This window comes from Pedobacter cryoconitis (genome assembly GCF_001590605.1).
Classification (GTDB): Bacteria; Bacteroidota; Bacteroidia; order Sphingobacteriales; family Sphingobacteriaceae; genus Pedobacter; species Pedobacter cryoconitis_A.
The window spans coordinates 3,418,534-3,439,259 of sequence record NZ_CP014504.1 but is presented as its reverse complement, the minus strand read 5'-3'; the positions used below and the strand labels follow the sequence as shown (position 1 = coordinate 3,439,259).

General features: G+C 40.5%; 4 protein-coding genes. All 4 read left to right on the top strand.

Annotated features, from left to right (window positions below; all coding sequences use genetic code 11):
* The first annotated feature begins 2 nt into the window (after positions 1 to 2).
* The 4 genes from AY601_RS14045 (at position 3) to AY601_RS14030 (ending at position 20,705) form a co-directional block, all read left to right on the top strand.
* The gene (locus AY601_RS14045) at positions 3 to 2,045 is read left to right on the top strand and encodes a lanthionine synthetase LanC family protein (RefSeq protein WP_068402161.1); all 2,043 of its coding nucleotides are present in this window, start codon (positions 3 to 5) and stop codon (positions 2,043 to 2,045) included.
* A gap of 90 nt (positions 2,046 to 2,135) precedes the next feature.
* Positions 2,136 to 11,744 carry a non-ribosomal peptide synthetase gene (locus tag AY601_RS14040; RefSeq protein WP_068402159.1) on the top strand — a complete coding sequence of 3,203 codons (9,609 nt, stop codon included), beginning with the start codon at positions 2,136 to 2,138 and terminating at the stop codon, positions 11,742 to 11,744.
* A gap of 47 nt (positions 11,745 to 11,791) precedes the next feature.
* Positions 11,792 to 12,763, top strand: a complete 972-nt coding sequence (locus tag AY601_RS14035; RefSeq protein ID WP_068402157.1) for a TauD/TfdA family dioxygenase — start codon at positions 11,792 to 11,794, stop codon at positions 12,761 to 12,763.
* 46 nt (positions 12,764 to 12,809) lie between these two features.
* Positions 12,810 to 20,705, top strand: a complete 7,896-nt coding sequence (locus AY601_RS14030; protein ID WP_068402155.1) for a non-ribosomal peptide synthetase — start codon at positions 12,810 to 12,812, stop codon at positions 20,703 to 20,705.
* Positions 20,706 to 20,726 lie beyond the last annotated feature (21 nt).

Below are 20,726 nucleotides of genomic sequence, written 5' to 3'. Positions count from 1 at the left end.
TGATGACAAATACGAAGATCATAAAAGAGACAGATATCAAGAAACTTGGAGAGAGTTATGGTGATTATTTGGTTGCTGAATATCTCCGGTATCAAACTCCATTGCCATGGAGTAATTCTGATATAATGGAAAAAAATCGGGTTAATTCAGGAAATATCGAGTGTCTGGATACAGGAATTAGCGGGATCATCCTTTTTTTAATGGAGTTGTATACACAGTCAGGTAAAAAGACTTATATCGAAACAGCCGATTTAGCAATTGATAAGTTAATTCTTTATTGTATCCAAAATCCCTCTGCTGATTATGGTCTTTATACAGGGCGAAGTGGTGTTATCTATTTGTTGATTGAGCGGTATAAAATTGATAATGATCCGGAGTTAGTAAAAATATGTTTGCAATTAATTCGGTCGTCAAATGAAGCGTTTCTCTATTCTAAATATACCTCTGATTATTTATATGATGGAAGAGCGGGAGCATTGCTGATAATTTTGGAACTTTATTTAATCTCACAGGAAAATTTCCTTGTGAATTATATCAACCAATATGTAGTACAAATTGTATCCGGAGCAAAGTTATCACCAGATGGAATTTTTTGGAGAAGTGAAAATGAAAATCACATCAATGGATCGTGTGGATTCGCTCATGGTATTCCGGGTATTCAATATGTATTTGACAAACTTAATTATTACTGTGATGCTCCTGTTTTGGCCTTTATCCTAAATGAAACAGACAGAATTATGTCTTCCAGCTGGATTGATATTGCCGATAATTGGGGTGATTATAGAAGAGATATACTTGATAAAAAAACATTGTCTGAGTATAAAAAAAGTCATCTGAATGGTAACCATGAAATACTTTTGCCTGGCGATAGTATAAACTGGTCGGATGGGATGATGGGGGTTTTGATTTCAAAAAGACAGACAGTTACTGGCAAAAGTTTGAATAAAGTAAGTGAATTTCTAAATTCTGGTAATATAATATCATTTGAATTATATAATGGAATTGCAGGGATAGGCTTAAGTTTATTACATAACTCTTTAGCGAATGAAAGTGGTGTGATGGAAAATCTGCTCTTCCAGGCTTATGAAAATGCTGAGATTTCATTAGCAGAACTGAATTTAAATGGTGGCTTATTATTTGGCAGTATAGGATCAGTTTATTTGCTACTAAAAGCTACAGATAGCGCCGTGAAAACAAATACTATTGTTGCCCCTTTTTTTAATAGAAATTATAAAAAAGATAATAAAATTATTATATGTCTTTCGGTATCAGATGTAAGAAAGAAACTTTTGACCGGAATATATAAGAGAACAATTACTCTTCTTAGTCATGCGTCTCCTGCTGTTTTAACTGATTATCTGGATGCACATTCTATTAATGGCCTTCATGGTGAGATTGATAGTTTTAACACATTTATTGACAGTCTGATTAAATCGGATCCGCATAATTCAAAACTGGATTTTCTTGCTGATTTATTCTCCTTGGAAAGGCAAAAACTGGATCTCTTCTTTGACAAATCAAAAAACCATTTTCAAATATACTTGGATCAGCTTTTATATATAGATGAAACTATGAAACTACTTAATGAACCTGATGAATGGCTGGTCAGACAGAAGGTTTGTATTTCAAAAAAGGTGAAGATCATATCTACCAAGTGGGATTGGACTTTGTTTGATAGTTCAAAAGGTGGTCAATTGATAAGTGCTGATTTAGCTGACAATTCTGGAGGTCCTTTTGTTTTTATTCTACGTAATGCCTGTGCCCTTGAAGATGTTGAAATTCCTCTGGTCAATGCTTATAGGATGTTACTCCATAGCTTTGATCACCCGAAGTTTTTAGGACAGGCTATTCTTGAAATAAGAGATTATATACAATCTTTACCCGAAGCAGGGTTGAAAAATCTGCTCATTCAGGTTGGTGTTTCTAATATCAGTGCTAAGCAAGAGTTCATAGAACTTTTTAACGTTGCTATCCTGAGCACTATAAAAAAATGGGTTTATATGGGGGTTTTACAAATCATTCCTTCTCCAGAATCAACTATCTGATTCTTTACAAAATTCAATATCTACCCTAAGGATTCCTCTGGTCAAACAGGTGTGTCCTATCGAATTTCATTAAACATTAATCTATAATTTATGAATGATTTATTAAGGCGTATTACTGATAATAATATTTTGCTTGAATTAGTTGATGGTGAATTAAAAGTGTTTTCTAGGGATGCTCAGGTAAATCATGAGCTTATAGTAAAAATTAAAGAAAATAAACAGGAGCTCAAGAATTTTTTATTAAAATATGGGCCGCAAACTTCAGATAAGCAGATTCCTCAGGTGGCTCCTGCTGAAAATTATGTACTTTCTTCTGCACAGCGTCGTTTATGGATCCTAAGTCAGTTTTCTGAAGGAAACGCGGCTTATAATGTACCTGGGGCATACTGGTTTGAGGGAGAATTGAATTTGCAGGTTTTACAGCGCTCATTTGAAGCTTTAATTTCTCGACATGAGATTCTGCGGACAGTATTCTGTGCGGAGGGAGATAATGAGGTTAGGCAATATGTACAGAACGCAGATACAGCTGGTTTTGTGATTCATGAGCAGGACTTGAGGGGGACAGACCGTGCAGTATTACGTAACTTGATAGAAGAAGATGCACTGAGAGTATTTGACCTGTCCTCAGGACCGCTAATGTATGGCTGTTTATACCGGGTATCTGAAAGGAACTGGGTTTTCAGTTATGTGATGCACCATATCATTAGTGACGGATGGTCAATGGGTATCCTGATTAAGGAGCTCATGGGATATTATGATGCATTTCTTCTTGGAGATGAAAACGTTTTTACGGCACTTAATTTACAATATAAAGATTACGCTTCCTGGCAGCAGGGGCAACTGGAAGGTGCAGCTTTTGCAGTACATAAGGCTTACTGGCTGGAGCAGTTCAGTGGAGAGTTGCCCGTATTGTCGCTTTTTGGCGATAAAGCCAGACCATTGGTGAAAACTTATAATGGCCGAACGATCAGAAAAAATCTGAACGCAGAACTGATGGGAAGGTTCAGAGGATTATTACAAGAGGAAAGCGCGACTCTGTTCATGGGTTTACTTGCGGTGGTGAACGTACTGCTGCACCGTTACACTGGACAGGAAGATGTAATTATTGGTAGTCCTGCAGCAGGCCGAGAGCATACAGATCTGGAAGGACAGATTGGCTTTTATGTGAATACCCTTGCACTGAGAACAATCTTTGGCGAGGCAGAAAATTATAAAGAAATTCTTGGTGCAGTAAAAAGGGGGACTCTTGGTGCATATGAGCATCAGGCTTATCCATTCGATGAACTGGTAGAATCACTGAATCTGCAGCGTGATATGAGCCGACATCCATTGTTTGATGTGGTAGTTGTATTGCAGCAGCAGGAACTTCAGCAGCAATCCTGGGAGAAACATTTGTCGGGGCTTCAAGCGAGTGTTTATGAAGATAGTCGGGATGTGATCAGCAAGTTCGATCTTCAGTTAACTTTTATCGAATTAAGCGAAGGTGTGGATATTCTGATGTCCTATAATAATGATATTTACGAGGAGGTCACAGTGGTAACTATGCTCGATCATCTTGAACAGTTGTTAGAGACGATTTTAAAAGACCCTTTGGTACCGGTTGGTCAGTTGGATTACCTGAATGAAAAAGAAAAGTCAGTGCTGTTGGAGGAATTTAATGCAGCAAGGATAGCTTATCCGGAGAAACAAACCTTGGTAGATCTGTTTGCTGAACAGGTGTTGGAGCATCCGGAAAAGACTGCTGTTGTATTTGAAGGAAAACATTTGAGTTACCGGGAATTGGATGAACAGTCTGGGCGTGTGGCTCAATATCTGAAATCAAATTATACGATACGACCTGATGATCTGGTGGGAATTATGCTGGATAGGTCGGAATTACTGATTGTAGGTATTTTAGCTATATTAAAAGCAGGAGGGGCTTATGTTCCTATCGATCCTGATTATCCGGGGACTCGTAAAGAGTTCATTCTAAAGGATACAGGAGCACAAGTTTTGCTTACCCAGGTGGATTATGTGTTTGACCTTGAGTATTATAGCGGGAGCATAATTGCATTGGATTTACAAATGGGAGATATGGAGGATGTCTGCGCCCCGCTTAATCCTGTTATGATCAAAGCAGATCATTTAGCTTATGTAATGTATACTTCGGGATCAACGGGTGTACCTAAGGGTACAATGGTAGAACACAAGAATGTAGTGCGGCTTGTGAAGTCAAGCAATTACGTTTCTTTTAGTGAATCAGATATTTTATTAAGTACGGGTTCTGTTTCTTTTGATGCAGTTACATTTGAATATTGGGGTATGTTGTTGAACGGCGGAAAACTTGTTTTGTGCAGTAAAGATAATTTGCTTGATCCGGTTAAGTTAAGTGCATTGATCCGCGAAGAGGAAGTTAATATCATGTGGTTTACTTCAGGTTGGCTGAACACACTGGTTGATCAGGATACAGGGATTTTTGCGGGGTTAAATAAGATCATTACCGGTGGAGATAAATTATCTCCTGGTCATATCCAAAGGATAAAAAACAGATATCCATCTGTTGAGATTATCAATGGTTATGGGCCAACAGAGAATACGACGTTTTCTCTGACCCATGCAATTACCGTGGTATCTGACCCTATACCGATTGGTAAACCAATTTCCAATACACAGGTTTATATTCTGAGTAAAATGGGAGCACTTCAGCCTGTTGGTGTTCCTGGGGAGATTTGTTTGGGAGGTGCTGGTCTTGCACGTGGTTATCTGAACCAGGCAGCATTGACGGCAGAGAAGTTTGTAACAAATCCTTACCGCTTGGGAGAGCGGATGTACCGTACTGGAGACCTGGGGCGCTGGCTTGCTGACGGGAATGTAGAATTTATTGGCCGGTTGGACGAGCAGGTTAAGATTCGTGGTTACCGGGTGGAGCTTGGAGAGATCGAGAATATTTTACAGGGATATAGTGCTATCACCTCGGCAGTTGTTCTTGCGCCCTTAAATAATTTAGGGGAGCGTGAACTTAAGGCTTATATCACTGGTGAGGGAGATGTGGATCCGTTGGTACTGAAGAGTTACCTGGGGCAGTTATTGCCCTCGTACATGTTGCCAGAGTCTTATACGCTGCTGGATATGATCCCGCTGACTGTAAATGGTAAGGTCGACCGTAAAGCATTGGAAGAACTAGCTGGTAGGGAGCTTGGTACTGGAGCAGTTTATATTGCTCCGCGTACAGAAACCGAGAGACAGCTGGTAGAGATATGGAGTGAGGTATTGGGACGTGATCCTGATCAGATCGGGATCAGTTCAAACTTTTTTGAACTGGGTGGACATAGTTTGAAAGCGATTCGTTTGACCAGCCAGGTTTATAAAGTATTTGGTGTAAAACTGGAGTTGAAAGAAGTGTTTTCGGTTTCTATACTGGAAGATCAGGCATTGCTGATTGAAGGGAGTCATCAGATGGGTTATACAGGGATTCCTGTTGTTGCTCCAGCAGAAAGTTATGTGCTTTCTTCCTCACAGCGTCGTTTATGGATACTGAGCCAGTTTTCGGCGGGTAATGTGGCTTATAATGTACCTGGGGCATACTGGTTTGAGGGGGAATTGGATTTGGAGATTTTACAGCGTTCATTTGATGCTTTGATTTCCCGTCATGAAATTCTGCGGACTGTCTTTCGTTCAGATGAAGAAGCGGAAGTCAGACAATATATACAGGATGCAGGTACAGGTGGTTTTGTGATCAATGAGCAGGATTTGAGGGGAACAGAGCTTACTGTATTGCGTAGCCTGGTGGAGAAAGATTTTACAACGGTATTTGATTTGACCTCAGGGCCGCTAATGTATGGCTGTTTATACCGGGTATCTGAAAGGAGTTGGGTTTTGAGTTATGTGATGCATCACATCATTAGTGATGGGTGGTCGATGGGTATCCTGATTAAAGAACTGATGGGGTATTATGGATCCTATCAGAGTGGGGAAGTGGAAGAGATTACAGGGCTTAATATACAATATAAAGATTATGCTTTCTGGCAACAGGAGCAGCTGAAAGGAGCCGCATTTGCGGCACACAAGGGCTATTGGCTGGAGCAGTTCAGCGGAGAGTTGCCTGTACTGTCGCTTTTGGGTGACAAATCCAGACCTCTGGTGAAAACGTATAATGGACGGACGATCAGAAAAAGACTGAATGGCGGGCAGATTGCAAGCTTCAGGAGACTCTTACAAGAAGAAGGAGCGACTCTTTTTATGGGTTTACTTGCAGCGGTGAAGGTGCTATTGCACCGTTACACAGGTCAGGAAGATATAATCATTGGCAGTCCCATAGCAGGCCGAGAACATGCAGACCTGGAAGGGCAGCTTGGTTTTTATGTGAATACCCTTGCACTGAGAACGACCTTTAGCGGGGCAGAAAATTATAGAGAAATACTTGACCGGGTAAAAAGGGTTACCCTTGGTGGATATGAGCATCAGGTTTATCCATTTGATGAGCTGGTAGATTCGCTGAACCTGCAACGTGATATGAGCCGTCATCCGTTGTTTGATGTACTTGTGGTATTACAACAGCCAGAACTTCAGCAGCAATTCTGGGAGAAACATTTGTCGGGGCTTCAAGCGAGTGTTTATGAAGATAGCCGGGATGTGATCAGCAAGTTCGATCTTCAGTTTACTTTTATCGAACAGGACGAAGGAGTGGAAGTACAGCTTGGTTATAACAATGATATTTATGAGGAAGGTACCGTTTGGGGTATGCTTGGACATTTTGAACATTTACTGGAGACGATTTTAAAAGCTCCTTCGGTAGCGGTTGGTCGACTGGATTACCTGTCTACGTCAGAGAAGTTAGCGCTGTTGGAGGATTTTAATGCTACAAGTGTTGCTTATCCGAAGGAACAGACCTTGGTAGATCTGTTTGCTGAACAGGTGTTGGAGCATCCGGAAAAGACTGCTGTTGTATTTGAAGGGAGGCATTTGAGTTATGGTGAACTTGACCAGGAGTCAAACCGTTTGGCAGCGTATTTACGTTCTGTTTATCAGATTGTTCCTGGTGAGCTAATCGGGGTTAGGCTGGATCGCAGTGAATGGTTGATTATTAGTTTGTTAGGAGTACTGAAATCTGGAGGTGCGTATGTTCCTATAGATCCTGGGTATCCTGAAGAGCGTATTGAGTTTATGATTTCAGACAGTGGGTGTAAACTGGTTATCGACGCAGATGAACTGGAGAAAATGAAAAAAAACATTTACCCGTCGGTCGTTTTGGCTGTGAATAAACCTACAGATCTTGCTTATGTAATGTATACTTCGGGATCAACGGGTGTACCTAAGGGTACAATGGTAGAACACAAGAATGTAGTGCGGCTTGTGAAGTCAAGCAATTACGTTTCTTTTAGTGAATCAGATATTTTATTAAGTACGGGTTCTGTTTCTTTTGATGCAGTTACATTTGAATATTGGGGTATGTTGTTGAACGGCGGAAAACTTGTTTTGTGCAGTAAAGATAATTTGCTTGATCCGGTTAAGTTAAGTGCATTGATCCGCGAAGAGGAAGTTAATATCATGTGGTTTACTTCAGGTTGGCTGAACACACTGGTTGATCAGGATACAGGGATTTTTGCGGGGTTAAATAAGATCATTACCGGTGGAGATAAATTATCTCCTGGTCATATCCAAAGGATAAAAAACAGATATCCATCTGTTGAGATTATCAATGGTTATGGGCCAACAGAGAATACGACGTTTTCTCTGACCCATGCAATTACCGTGGTATCTGACCCTATACCGATTGGTAAACCAATTTCCAATACACAGGTTTATATTCTGAGTAAAATGGGAGCACTTCAGCCTGTTGGTGTTCCTGGGGAGATTTGTTTGGGAGGTGCTGGTCTTGCACGTGGTTATCTGAACCAGGCAGCATTGACGGCAGAGAAGTTTGTAACAAATCCTTACCGCTTGGGAGAGCGGATGTACCGTACTGGAGACCTGGGGCGCTGGCTTGCTGACGGGAATGTAGAATTTATTGGCCGGTTGGACGAGCAGGTTAAGATTCGTGGTTACCGGGTGGAGCTTGGAGAGATCGAGAATATTTTACAGGGATATAGTGCTATCACCTCGGCAGTTGTTCTTGCGCCCTTAAATAATTTAGGGGAGCGTGAACTTAAGGCTTATATCACTGGTGAGGGAGATGTGGATCCGTTGGTACTGAAGAGTTACCTGGGGCAGTTATTGCCCTCGTACATGTTGCCAGAGTCTTATACGCTGCTGGATATGATCCCGCTGACTGTAAATGGTAAGGTCGACCGTAAAGCATTGGAAGAACTAGCTGGTAGGGAGCTTGGTACTGGAGCAGTTTATATTGCTCCGCGTACAGAAACCGAGAGACAGCTGGTAGAGATATGGAGTGAGGTATTGGGACGTGATCCTGATCAGATCGGGATCAGTTCAAACTTTTTTGAACTGGGTGGACATAGTTTGAAAGCGATTCGTTTGACCAGCCAGGTTTATAAAGTATTTGGTGTAAAACTGGAGTTGAAAGAAGTGTTTTCGGTTTCTATACTGGAAGATCAGGCATTGCTGATTGAAGGGAGTCATCAGATGGGTTATACAGGGATTCCTGTTGTTGCTCCAGCAGAAAGTTATGTGCTTTCTTCCTCACAGCGTCGTTTATGGATACTGAGCCAGTTTTCGGCGGGTAATGTGGCTTATAATGTACCTGGGGCATACTGGTTTGAGGGGGAATTGGATTTGGAGATTTTACAGCGTTCATTTGATGCTTTGATTTCCCGTCATGAAATTCTGCGGACTGTCTTTCGTTCAGATGAAGAAGCGGAAGTCAGACAATATATACAGGATGCAGGTACAGGTGGTTTTGTGATCAATGAGCAGGATTTGAGGGGAACAGAGCTTACTGTATTGCGTAGCCTGGTGGAGAAAGATTTTACAACGGTATTTGATTTGACCTCAGGGCCGCTAATGTATGGCTGTTTATACCGGGTATCTGAAAGGAGTTGGGTTTTGAGTTATGTGATGCATCACATCATTAGTGATGGGTGGTCGATGGGTATCCTGATTAAAGAACTGATGGGGTATTATGGATCCTATCAGAGTGGGGAAGTGGAAGAGATTACAGGGCTTAATATACAATATAAAGATTATGCTTTCTGGCAACAGGAGCAGCTGAAAGGAGCCGCATTTGCGGCACACAAGGGCTATTGGCTGGAGCAGTTCAGCGGAGAGTTGCCTGTACTGTCGCTTTTGGGTGACAAATCCAGACCTCTGGTGAAAACGTATAATGGGCGGACGATCAGAAAAAGACTGAATGGCGGGCAGATTGCAAGCTTCAGGAGATTCTTACAAGAAGAAGGAGCGACTCTTTTTATGGGTTTACTTGCAGCGGTGAAGGTGCTATTGCACCGTTACACAGGTCAGGAAGATATAATCATTGGCAGTCCCATAGCAGGCCGAGAACATGCAGACCTGGAAGGGCAGCTTGGTTTTTATGTGAATACCCTTGCACTGAGGACAACTTTTAGTGCATCAGAAAGCTATAGTACTTTATTACAAAATATAAAAAAAGTAGCGATAAACGCTTATACGCATCAGGATTTTCCATTTGATGTGCTGGTAGATGAATTGAAAATTCAACGAGACGTTAGCAGACATCCTCTTTTTGATGTCTGGTTGGTTTTACAGGATGGTGATTCCATGAAACAACAACCGGTAGATTTTGACGGATTATCTGTAAAAGAGTATAAAGGAAGTGAAAACCTGACAAGCAGACTTGATCTTTCTTTTGAATTTGTTGAAGTGGATGATATACTTCAGTTAGGACTGGTTTATAATAGTGATATCTATCTGTCTGAAACTGCTGAGAGAATGATGGACCATCTTATTAATGTATTGACAATTATTTCGGTACATCCAACGCTTCCCATAGGAGAACTGGACTATCTGGGTTCAGAAGATAAACATAAACTTCTTAACGGATTTAATAGAAGTTCAGTAGTCTATCCAGAAATGATGGATACAATTACAGCGCTATTTGAACAACAAGCGATCAGTGTACCGGATCAAATTGCATTGGTCTGTGATGGAAAGCAATATTCGTTTCATGAATTAAATGAACAAAGTCATCTCTTAGCATCTTATTTAATAAGTAAGCATGGTGTCCTGCCTGGAGATCGGGTGAGTATCTTATTAGAACGCAGTGAATGGATGATTATCTCCATCTTGGGGATTTTGAGAGCTGGTGCTGCTTATGTTCCAATAGATATTGAGTATCCTAAGGAACGGATTGAATATATGCTGGCTGACAGTAAATGTAAAATTACCCTTGATCAAAATGAAATAGAGAATTTTCTAAAGGAGGGAGTAACACTGGATAAAGAACTTTTGCCTGTTTATGAATCAAATGATATAGCTTATGTAATCTATACGTCTGGTTCAACCGGAAAACCAAAAGGGGTTATGGTTAGTCATTTTGCCCTTGTTGACTATGTAATGGGAATCATTCAGCGAACAAATATTGGTAGCTGTAAAAGTTTTGGATTAGTGTCAACAATAGCTGCTGATTTAGGTAATACGGTGCTTTACACTTCACTGTTAACAGGTGGAAGACTTCAGCTGTTTACGGCAAAGGAAATAATTAATCCAGATAAGATGTATTCCTCTAAAGTTGATTGTTTAAAGATCGTTCCTTCACATTGGAAATCTTTACAAGCACCCTCAGGAATTGTTTTACCAAACAAATGCCTGATTTTCGGGGGAGAGCAGCTTACTGATGATGTACTGGATATGTTGAGACGTAATGATGCCGATTGTGAGGTTTATAATCATTATGGACCGTCTGAAACAACCATTGGCAAATTGTTAAAACATATTGACCTAGGGAACATTGAGGATCATATTTCACTGGGCTCACCATTCGGGAATAATGAAGTATACATTTTAGACCCCAAACAACAGCTTTTGCCCATTGGTGTGGTGGGTGAGATTTGTATAAGTGGAAATGGATTAGCAAATGGTTATCTGAATAACCCTGAACTAACAGCGGATAAATTTATACCGAATCCATTTAGAAGGGAGAAATTGATGTATAAAACAGGAGATCTGGGCAAATGGCTTGCAGATGGAAATGTTGAATTTATTGGCAGAATAGATGACCAGATAAAAATCAGAGGTTTTCGAATTGAGTTAGGAGAAATACAGAGTACATTATTGGGGATAAAGGAGATAGAAAATGCGATCGTACTTTCTAAAGAAACAGTTAATAATGAGAAAACGCTGATAGCTTACATTTTATGCCGTGAAGAAATTACAAATGATATGCTACGTATTCATCTGGCAGAAAAGCTCCCTGTGTATATGATACCTGCAATTTTTATACGGCTAGCAGAATTTCCTTTATTGCCGAATGGAAAGATTGACCGTAAACAACTCACTAATAATGAAAAAATGATGATTGCTGATCATCATGACCTTACCAAATTCCGCAATCCGGTCGAAGAAAAACTAGTCACTATTTGGAGTGAGGTTTTAGGTGTCGAAATGGGGCAAATCGGGGTACATACTAATTTCTTTGAGCTGGGTGGTCATAGTTTAACTGCAATAAGAATTTTGCTGAAAATTCATGAACAATTTAATGTTGAGGTCGACTTAATAAACTTTTTTAACGAACCGAATATTGAAGCTATGGCTAATGAAATCGAAAATATTTTGTGGTTGAGAGATTAGTGGTTTTTGTTTGATTCACTGATTAATTAAATAATTAAATATTACTTATGGGGAATATAATCATCGAGAGAATGAGTAAAGGAACACAACATATAAATGTTGTTAAACCGGAAGGAAACAGTCAGCTTGGATTGAATGATCTGCTGGCGTACTTAGAAAAAGAAAAGTCTTCAATAACTAAGTTATGTCTTGAAGATGGTGGTGTTCTCTTCAGAAATTTTGAGATTGAGGGAAAGGAAGAGTTTTTATCAGTTAAAGATGTTTTTAAAGAAACATCAGGCTTTGATTATGTTGACGGCAATTCTCCTAGAACAAAATTGTCTGCCAGTGTCTACACTTCCACAGAATATCCAAAAGAATATAGTATATCGTTACATAATGAAATGTCGTATTCCAATAAATGGCCACATCTGATATTTTTCTTTTGTCAGACTCCCGCGGAAGAGGGGGGAGAAACCCCTATTGTGGATAGCAGATATATACTGTCGCAACTGAACCCGGACATAGTCAGGGATTTTGAGAAACACGGAGTAAAATACACTCGATACTTAAGTGGGGCAAAAGGGATAGGGAAAAGTTGGATGGACACTTTTGAAACCACTGAAAAAGAAGTTCTTGAAAAATACTGTCAGGAAAATGAGATAGATTTTTTCTGGGAAGGGGAAAATATCGCCTTAAGTCAGAATGGACTTGGAATCGGAACCCATCCGCTAACCGGAGAAAAAATATGGTTTAATCAGGCAAATCAATTTCACCCATCTAATCTTCCGCAGGATATCTATAAAATGCTTAAGATAATGCATTCTAAAAATAGACATAGATTTCCACAATATGCTTTCTATGGAGATGGACAGGAAATTCCCGAAGCCTATTTGGAAGAAATTACAAGAATACAATTTGAGAGTGCAATTAAATTCAGTTGGCAGAAAGGTGATCTGCTCATGTTGGACAACATGTTAATGGCGCATGGAAGGATGCCGTTTAAAGGGGAGAGAAAGATATACGTAAGTATGTGCTAGAGTTAATTTATACAAAAAGTTTAAGGTCTTAGAATAATACAAAAGTATGAAAGATATTAAGTCAATAATGACAGCATTGAGAAAGTTAAATGTGAACCTTTCTTTAACAAATGGTGTTTTGGAAATAACTTCGCATGAAGTTAAGATGCCTCAGGATCTTTTAGAGTCTATCGAATTGCATCAGGAAAAACTGGTTGCTTATCTGAAAAAGAATCTGATCAGTCGTGATTTTAATCATATTTTACCAGTTGAGAACGGAGCTAATTATGCTTTATCTTCTTCACAACGTAGATTGTGGATTCAAAGCAAATTTAATACTGAGAGCGTTGCTTACAATATGTCTTCAGCTTATGTTTTTGAAGAGACTTTTAGCAGGGATGCAATTGAATATGCATTCACAGCTTTAATTGAGCGTCATGAGATCTTGCGTACTGTTATCAGGGAAGACGAATCGGGGGAGGTCAGACAATTTATCCAGCTTCCTGAATCATCTGGATTTAAATTGTCTTTTTATGATCTTTGCCAGGATCAGGATGCAGAAGATCGGGCAAAGGAACTGGTATCACTGGATTTCTCCCGTAATTTTGATCTTGAGAAGGGTCCGCTGATCCGCGCTGGTTTGTATCAGATTTCGGAACAGCGGTGGATTTTCAGCTTTGTGATGCACCATATTATTAGTGATGGTTGGTCAATGGGAATTCTGATCAGGGAATTGCTACAGTTATACCATTCTTATCTCAACGGCTTAGGTAACCCACTTGTTCCTTTGCGTATACAATATAAAGACTATGCTGCCTGGCAGCAGGAACAATTAAACGGAACGTCTTTAGAAGGGCACCGGTCTTATTGGCTGGAACAATTATCAGGCGAGCTTCCTGTACTTGATCTGGAAGGAGACCAGAAACGAAAGTCTGTACGAAGTTATGCAGGGGGGGTAGCGAACCGTACCCTTTCCAAAGATGATGCCGCTGGGATCAAGGGGTTAAGCCAGGGCGAAAATGGTACGTTGTTTATGGGGCTGCTTGCGGCATTGAATACACTTCTATACAAATATACACAACAGACCGAGATGATTATCGGCAGTCCTATAGCGGGTAGGGAGCATGCGGACCTGGAGGGGCAGATTGGTTTTTATCTAAATATGTTGGCTTTAAGGGGACGTTTTAAAGGTGAAGACAGTTATCTTTCGCTGCTAAGGCATTTCCGTGAGGTAACCCTTGGTGCTTATGAGCATCAGGTTTATCCTTTTGATGAATTGGTAGGCTCATTGAATATAGCCCATGACCAGAGCAGAAATGCGTTGTTTGATGTATTAATAGATTTTCACGATAATCGGAATGCAGGTGGACAGGAACTGAATAACCTTAAGGTGAGTTCATTTACAGGAGGGGAGCATGTAGTTAGTAAGTTTGATCTGACATTCATGTTTATGGAATCGGACCAGGAGCTTAGCTTATCGATAGAATATAACAGTGATCTTTATAGTAGAGCTTATGTTGAGCGGATGCACGATCATTTTGCTCAGCTATTGTCAGCTATTGTTGCTAACCCTGATCTTCCTGTTCAGGAACTTAATTATATCAGCAAGGCAGAAGAGAATGTTTTATTAAATAGTTTTAATGCAAATTTCGATTCCGGGGAAACCTACCGTTCGGTATTGTCCTTGTTTGAGGAACAGGTTTCGATAAATGCGGGCGATATGGCATTGAGCTATGACGGATTGACGTTGAGTTATCATGAACTGGCTGCAAAGAGCAACCAGTTGGCACATTATTTAAAGGAGGAGTACAAGCTTCAGCAAGGTGATATGGTAGGTATCATGCAGGAAAGATCTGATAAGCTGCTGATATCAATTCTTGGGATATTGAAGGCGGGAGGAGTATATGTGCCGATCGATCCGGATTATCCGCAATCCCGTAAAGAATATATTCTGGAGGATACCGGGTTACAGATTTTACTTACCCAGACTTCCTATATGTTTGATTTATCCTACTATGAGGGAAATGTTTTTGCGGTAGACATCCAGTTGGATGAGCTGGGTACTTCAGCTGCCCCAGTAGTTGATGAGATTGCCGAAGAGGACATGGCTTATATTATTTATACCTCAGGTTCGACAGGTCAGCAGAAAGGGTGTTGTGTTAGTCATGGTAGCCTGGCTAACTATATCCAGTGGGCCAACAGTTATTATTTTGATGGAACTGTAAAAGGTAATTTTGGTTTGTTTACTTCTTTGAGTTTTGATTTGACAGTAACCAGTATCTTTTGTGCATTGACCGGCGGAGGATCACTTTACATCTATAACCAAGAGAAGTCACTTTCCGATATATTCACTCATACTTTAAGTCTGGAAAGTGGGATAGACAGTATTAAACTGACGCCTTCACATATCCGTTATCTGAAAGACTTGAACCTGAGCTCTGAGAGCTTGAAATGTGCGATAGTTGGTGGGGAGGAAGTGGTTTCTAAACATGTTGAAATCCTTAAACAGATCAATCCCGGGATGCGGGTTTATAATGAATATGGGCCAACAGAAACCACCGTAGGCTGTACTGTTCAGGAACTGGAAGCTGGTGAAGCTGTCCATATTGGACGTCCTATTTCTGGGGCAGCTGCTTATGTGCTGGATGAGAACCTGCGTTTATGTGCGATAGGGGTTTCTGGAGAGTTATGTATTAGTGGAGCTGGTGTCTCTTTGGGTTACCTAAATAAAGAGCCTCTGAGCAGGGAGAAATTTGTGGCAGATCCTTACCGATTGGGACAACGGTTGTATCGGACAGGAGATACAGGGCGCTGGGCCTCTGACGGGACGTTGATTTTTCTTGGAAGAAAAGATGATCAGGTTAAGATCCGTGGTTACCGTATAGAGCTTGGAGAGATCGAGCAGGCTTTGTTACGGCATCCAGATATAGATTCTTCTGCAGTAGTGGTGAAAGCTGGGGGTGATGGAGATCATGAACTGATAGCTTACCTGACGGGTTCAGAGCCATTGTTGATCGGTGAGATCCGGACTTATCTGCATAGGGTACTTCCAGCCTACATGATTCCATCTCTGTTTGTCCAGCTGGACTCCATGCCTTTAACAATCAATGGTAAGATAGACAGAAAACAATTACCTGATCCAGGTAAGGGAATGAATAGCGGAACAGTATATGTTGCTCCGGTTAATGAAACAGAAGAACAGCTTGTTAATATCTGGAGTGAAGTATTGGGCATTGATAAAGATCAGATAGGAACAAAAAGTGATTTCTTTGAGCTTGGTGCACATAGTTTGAAAGCGATCCGTTTAACGAGCCAGATCTATAAAGAGTTCGATGTGAAAATAGATTTGAAAGATGTTTTTGTTACGAAAACACTTGAGGGACAGGCCGAATTGATCTTAAAAGCGAAGAAAGTAGCTTATATTAATATTTTACCAGTTGAGAATGGAGCTAATTATGCTTTATCTTCTTCACAACGTAGATTGTGGATTCAAAGCAAATTCAATACTGAGAGCGTTGCTTACAATATGTCTTCAGCTTATGTTTTTGAAGAGACTTTTAGCAGGGATGCAATTGAATATGCATTCACAGCTTTAATTGAGCGTCATGAGATCTTGCGTACTGTTATCAGGGAAGACGAATCGGGGGAGGTCAGACAATTTATCCAGCTTCCTGAATCATCTGGATTTAAATTGTCTTTTTATGATCTTTGCCAGGATCAGGATGCAGAAGATCGGGCAAAGGAACTGGTATCACTGGATTTCTCCCGTAATTTTGATCTTGAGAAGGGTCCGCTGATCCGCGCTGGTTTGTATCAGATTTCGGAACAGCGGTGGATTTTCAGCTTTGTGATGCACCATATTATTAGTGATGGTTGGTCAATGGGAATTCTGATCAGGGAATTGCTACAGTTATACCATTCTTATCTCAACGGCTTAGGTAACCCACTTGTTCCTTTGCGTATACAATATAAAGACTATGCTGCCTGGCAGCAGGAACAATTAAACGGAACGTCTTTAGAAGGGCACCGGTCTTATTGGCTGGAACAATTATCAGGCGAGCTTCCTGTACTTGATCTGGAAGGAGACCAGAAACGAAAGTCTGTACGAAGTTATGCAGGGGGGGTAGCGAACCGTACCCTTTCCAAAGATGATGCCGCTGGGATCAAGGGGTTAAGCCAGGGCGAAAATGGTACGTTGTTTATGGGGCTGCTTGCGGCATTGAATACACTTCTATACAAATATACACAACAGACCGAGATGATTATCGGCAGTCCTATAGCGGGTAGGGAGCATGCGGACCTGGAGGGGCAGATTGGTTTTTATCTAAATATGTTGGCTTTAAGGGGACGTTTTAAAGGTGAAGACAGTTATCTTTCGCTGCTAAGGCATTTCCGTGAGGTAACCCTTGGTGCTTATGAGCATCAGGTTTATCCTTTTGATGAATTGGTAGGCTCATTGAATATAGCCCATGACCAGAGCAGAAATGCGTTGTTTGATGTATTAATAGATTTTCACGATAATCGGAATGCAGGTGGACAGGAACTGAATAACCTTAAGGTGAGTTCATTTACAGGAGGGGAGCATGTAGTTAGTAAGTTTGATCTGACATTCATGTTTATGGAATCGGACCAGGAGCTTAGCTTATCGATAGAATATAACAGTGATCTTTATAGTAGAGCTTATGTTGAGCGGATGCACGATCATTTTGCTCAGCTATTGTCAGCTATTGTTGCTAACCCTGATCTTCCTGTTCAGGAACTTAATTATATCAGCAAGGCAGAAGAGAATGTTTTATTAAATAGTTTTAATGCAAATTTCGATTCCGGGGAAACCTACCGTTCGGTATTGTCCTTGTTTGAGGAACAGGTTTCGATAAATGCGGGCGATATGGCATTGAGCTATGACGGATTGACGTTGAGTTATCATGAACTGGCTGCAAAGAGCAACCAGTTGGCACATTATTTAAAGGAGGAGTACAAGCTTCAGCAAGGTGATATGGTAGGTATCATGCAGGAAAGATCTGATAAGCTGCTGATATCAATTCTTGGGATATTGAAGGCGGGAGGAGTATATGTGCCGATCGATCCGGATTATCCGCAATCCCGTAAAGAATATATTCTGGAGGATACCGGGTTACAGATTTTACTTACCCAGACTTCCTATATGTTTGATTTATCCTACTATGAGGGAAATGTTTTTGCGGTAGACATCCAGTTGGATGAGCTGGGTACTTCAGCTGCCCCAGTAGTTGATGAGATTGCCGAAGAGGACATGGCTTATATTATTTATACCTCAGGTTCGACAGGTCAGCAGAAAGGGTGTTGTGTTAGTCATGGTAGCCTGGCTAACTATATCCAGTGGGCCAACAGTTATTATTTTGATGGAACTGTAAAAGGTAATTTTGGTTTGTTTACTTCTTTGAGTTTTGATTTGACAGTAACCAGTATCTTTTGTGCATTGACCGGCGGAGGATCACTTTACATCTATAACCAAGAGAAGTCACTTTCCGATATATTCACTCATACTTTAAGTCTGGAAAGTGGGATAGACAGTATTAAACTGACGCCTTCACATATCCGTTATCTGAAAGACTTGAACCTGAGCTCTGAGAGCTTGAAATGTGCGATAGTTGGTGGGGAGGAAGTGGTTTCTAAACATGTTGAAATCCTTAAACAGATCAATCCCGGGATGCGGGTTTATAATGAATATGGGCCAACAGAAACCACCGTAGGCTGTACTGTTCAGGAACTGGAAGCTGGTGAAGCTGTCCATATTGGACGTCCTATTTCTGGGGCAGCTGCTTATGTGCTGGATGAGAACCTGCGTTTATGTGCGATAGGGGTTTCTGGAGAGTTATGTATTAGTGGAGCTGGTGTCTCTTTGGGTTACCTAAATAAAGAGCCTCTGAGCAGGGAGAAATTTGTGGCAGATCCTTACCGATTGGGACAACGGTTGTATCGGACAGGAGATACAGGGCGCTGGGCCTCTGACGGGACGTTGATTTTTCTTGGAAGAAAAGATGATCAGGTTAAGATCCGTGGTTACCGTATAGAGCTTGGAGAGATCGAGCAGGCTTTGTTACGGCATCCAGATATAGATTCTTCTGCAGTAGTGGTGAAAGCTGGGGGTGATGGAGATCATGAACTGATAGCTTACCTGACGGGTTCAGAGCCATTGTTGATCGGTGAGATCCGGACTTATCTGCATAGGGTACTTCCAGCCTACATGATTCCATCTCTGTTTGTCCAGCTGGACTCCATGCCTTTAACAATCAATGGTAAGATAGACAGAAAACAATTACCTGATCCAGGTAAGGGAATGAATAGCGGAACAGTATATGTTGCTCCGGTTAATGAAACAGAGAGAGCACTGGTAGAAGTATATGAAGAAGTTCTGAAAAAAGAATACATTGGCATGAAGGATGATTTTTTTGCATTGGGAGGCGATTCGATAAAATCAATTCAAATCATTTCCAGATTGAGAAAAAAAGGATATTCGGTTTCGATACAAGATATTTTATTATTGCCAGTTCTAGATGATCTTAAAGAAAAAATAAAACTAGTCACCCGGAAAATTGACCAGGATATTATAGAAGGTGAGATTCTACTCAGCCCCATACAGCAATACTTTTTCGGAAATAGTTCTGAAGATGCACATCACTATAATCAATCTGTTCTTTTAGAAAGTAAGGATGAGATTTCTGAAGAGGGAATAAAGAAGGTATTTGATAAGATTGTTCATCACCATGACGCTTTAAGGATGGTGTATCAAAATACTTCGAATGGATGGAAGCAGATGAATAAGGGAATAGATCAGGGCTATGTATTTGAGATTATAGATAACTATACAGAAAGTTCATTTATTGAGGAATGTGAACGTATCCAATCTACGTTAGACCTTGAGAAAGGACCATTATTTAAAGTATGTCTGTTCAGAAAGCCAGGTGAACACCGACTATTGATTTTAGCACACCACTTAATTATTGATGGTGTTTCCTGGAGGATTATCTTTGAAGATTTATCTTCGCTTTATCAGCAGTATCTATCTGGGGAGCCTTTGGTCATTCCTTTAAAATCTGATTCGTTTAAATATTGGATGGAAAAACAGGAAGAATATAAAACACATACAGACTTACTGAATGAAGAGCCATTCTGGACAGCAATTGGAGTAACGAAGACTGATCCATTGCCACTCGATCATCCTCTTGGAACAAATTTAAGAAGTGATGCCGTTATTAAGTCTTTCAATGTGAACCAGGAATTGACTAAAAAACTTCTCACGCAATGTCACCATGCTTATCAAACCGATACGAATGATATATTGCTTGCTGTATTAAGTCTATCAATTAAAGAAATATTCTCACTAGACAAAATAGTGATCAATCTGGAAGGACATGGAAGGGAATCAATTGGGAATGAAGTTGATGTAAGCAGAACAGTGGGGTGGTTTACCACTATGTATCCGGTAGTACTGGAAATTAATAATGATGAAGATCTGATTAAACATTTGGTGACATCTAAGGAAGTATTACACAGGGTTCCTAATAAAGGAATCGGTTTTGGTATACTCCGCTATCTGGCTGGAAAACAATATGAAATAGATCCGCAAATCAATTTTAATTATCTCGGTGATTTCGGTACTGGTATAGAAAATGCGGAAGGAAGCAGATTATTTGATTTCGTTGGTGAGTATCATGGTATGGAAAGTTCAGGTAATAGGCGCCGCGATTCAATATTGAATGTTTCAGGAATAATCGTCGATAGTAAAATCAGTATTCTGATCGAGTTTAGTAATAAACAATTTGATGATGCAACCATTGAGGATTTACTTCAGTCTTTTCAAAGAAGGCTGGAAAACTTTATTGTCTTACTATCCGAAGAGGACAAAACTACATTGAGTCCTGTAGACCTGACCTATAAAGGTCTGAATCAAGCACAATTGGAAGAATTGAGCAGATCTTAAGGACGATCGTCCAACCTACCC

Bases quoted from the DNA above. Each gene is read 5' to 3' on its own strand.
- AY601_RS14045 (WP_068402161.1), top strand. From the start codon at position 3: ATGACAAATACGAAGATCATAAAAGAGACAGATATCAAGAAACTTGGA.
- AY601_RS14040 (WP_068402159.1), top strand. From the start codon at position 2,136: ATGAATGATTTATTAAGGCGTATTACTGATAATAATATTTTGCTTGAA.
- AY601_RS14035 (WP_068402157.1), top strand. From the start codon at position 11,792: ATGGGGAATATAATCATCGAGAGAATGAGTAAAGGAACACAACATATA.
- AY601_RS14030 (WP_068402155.1), top strand. From the start codon at position 12,810: ATGAAAGATATTAAGTCAATAATGACAGCATTGAGAAAGTTAAATGTG.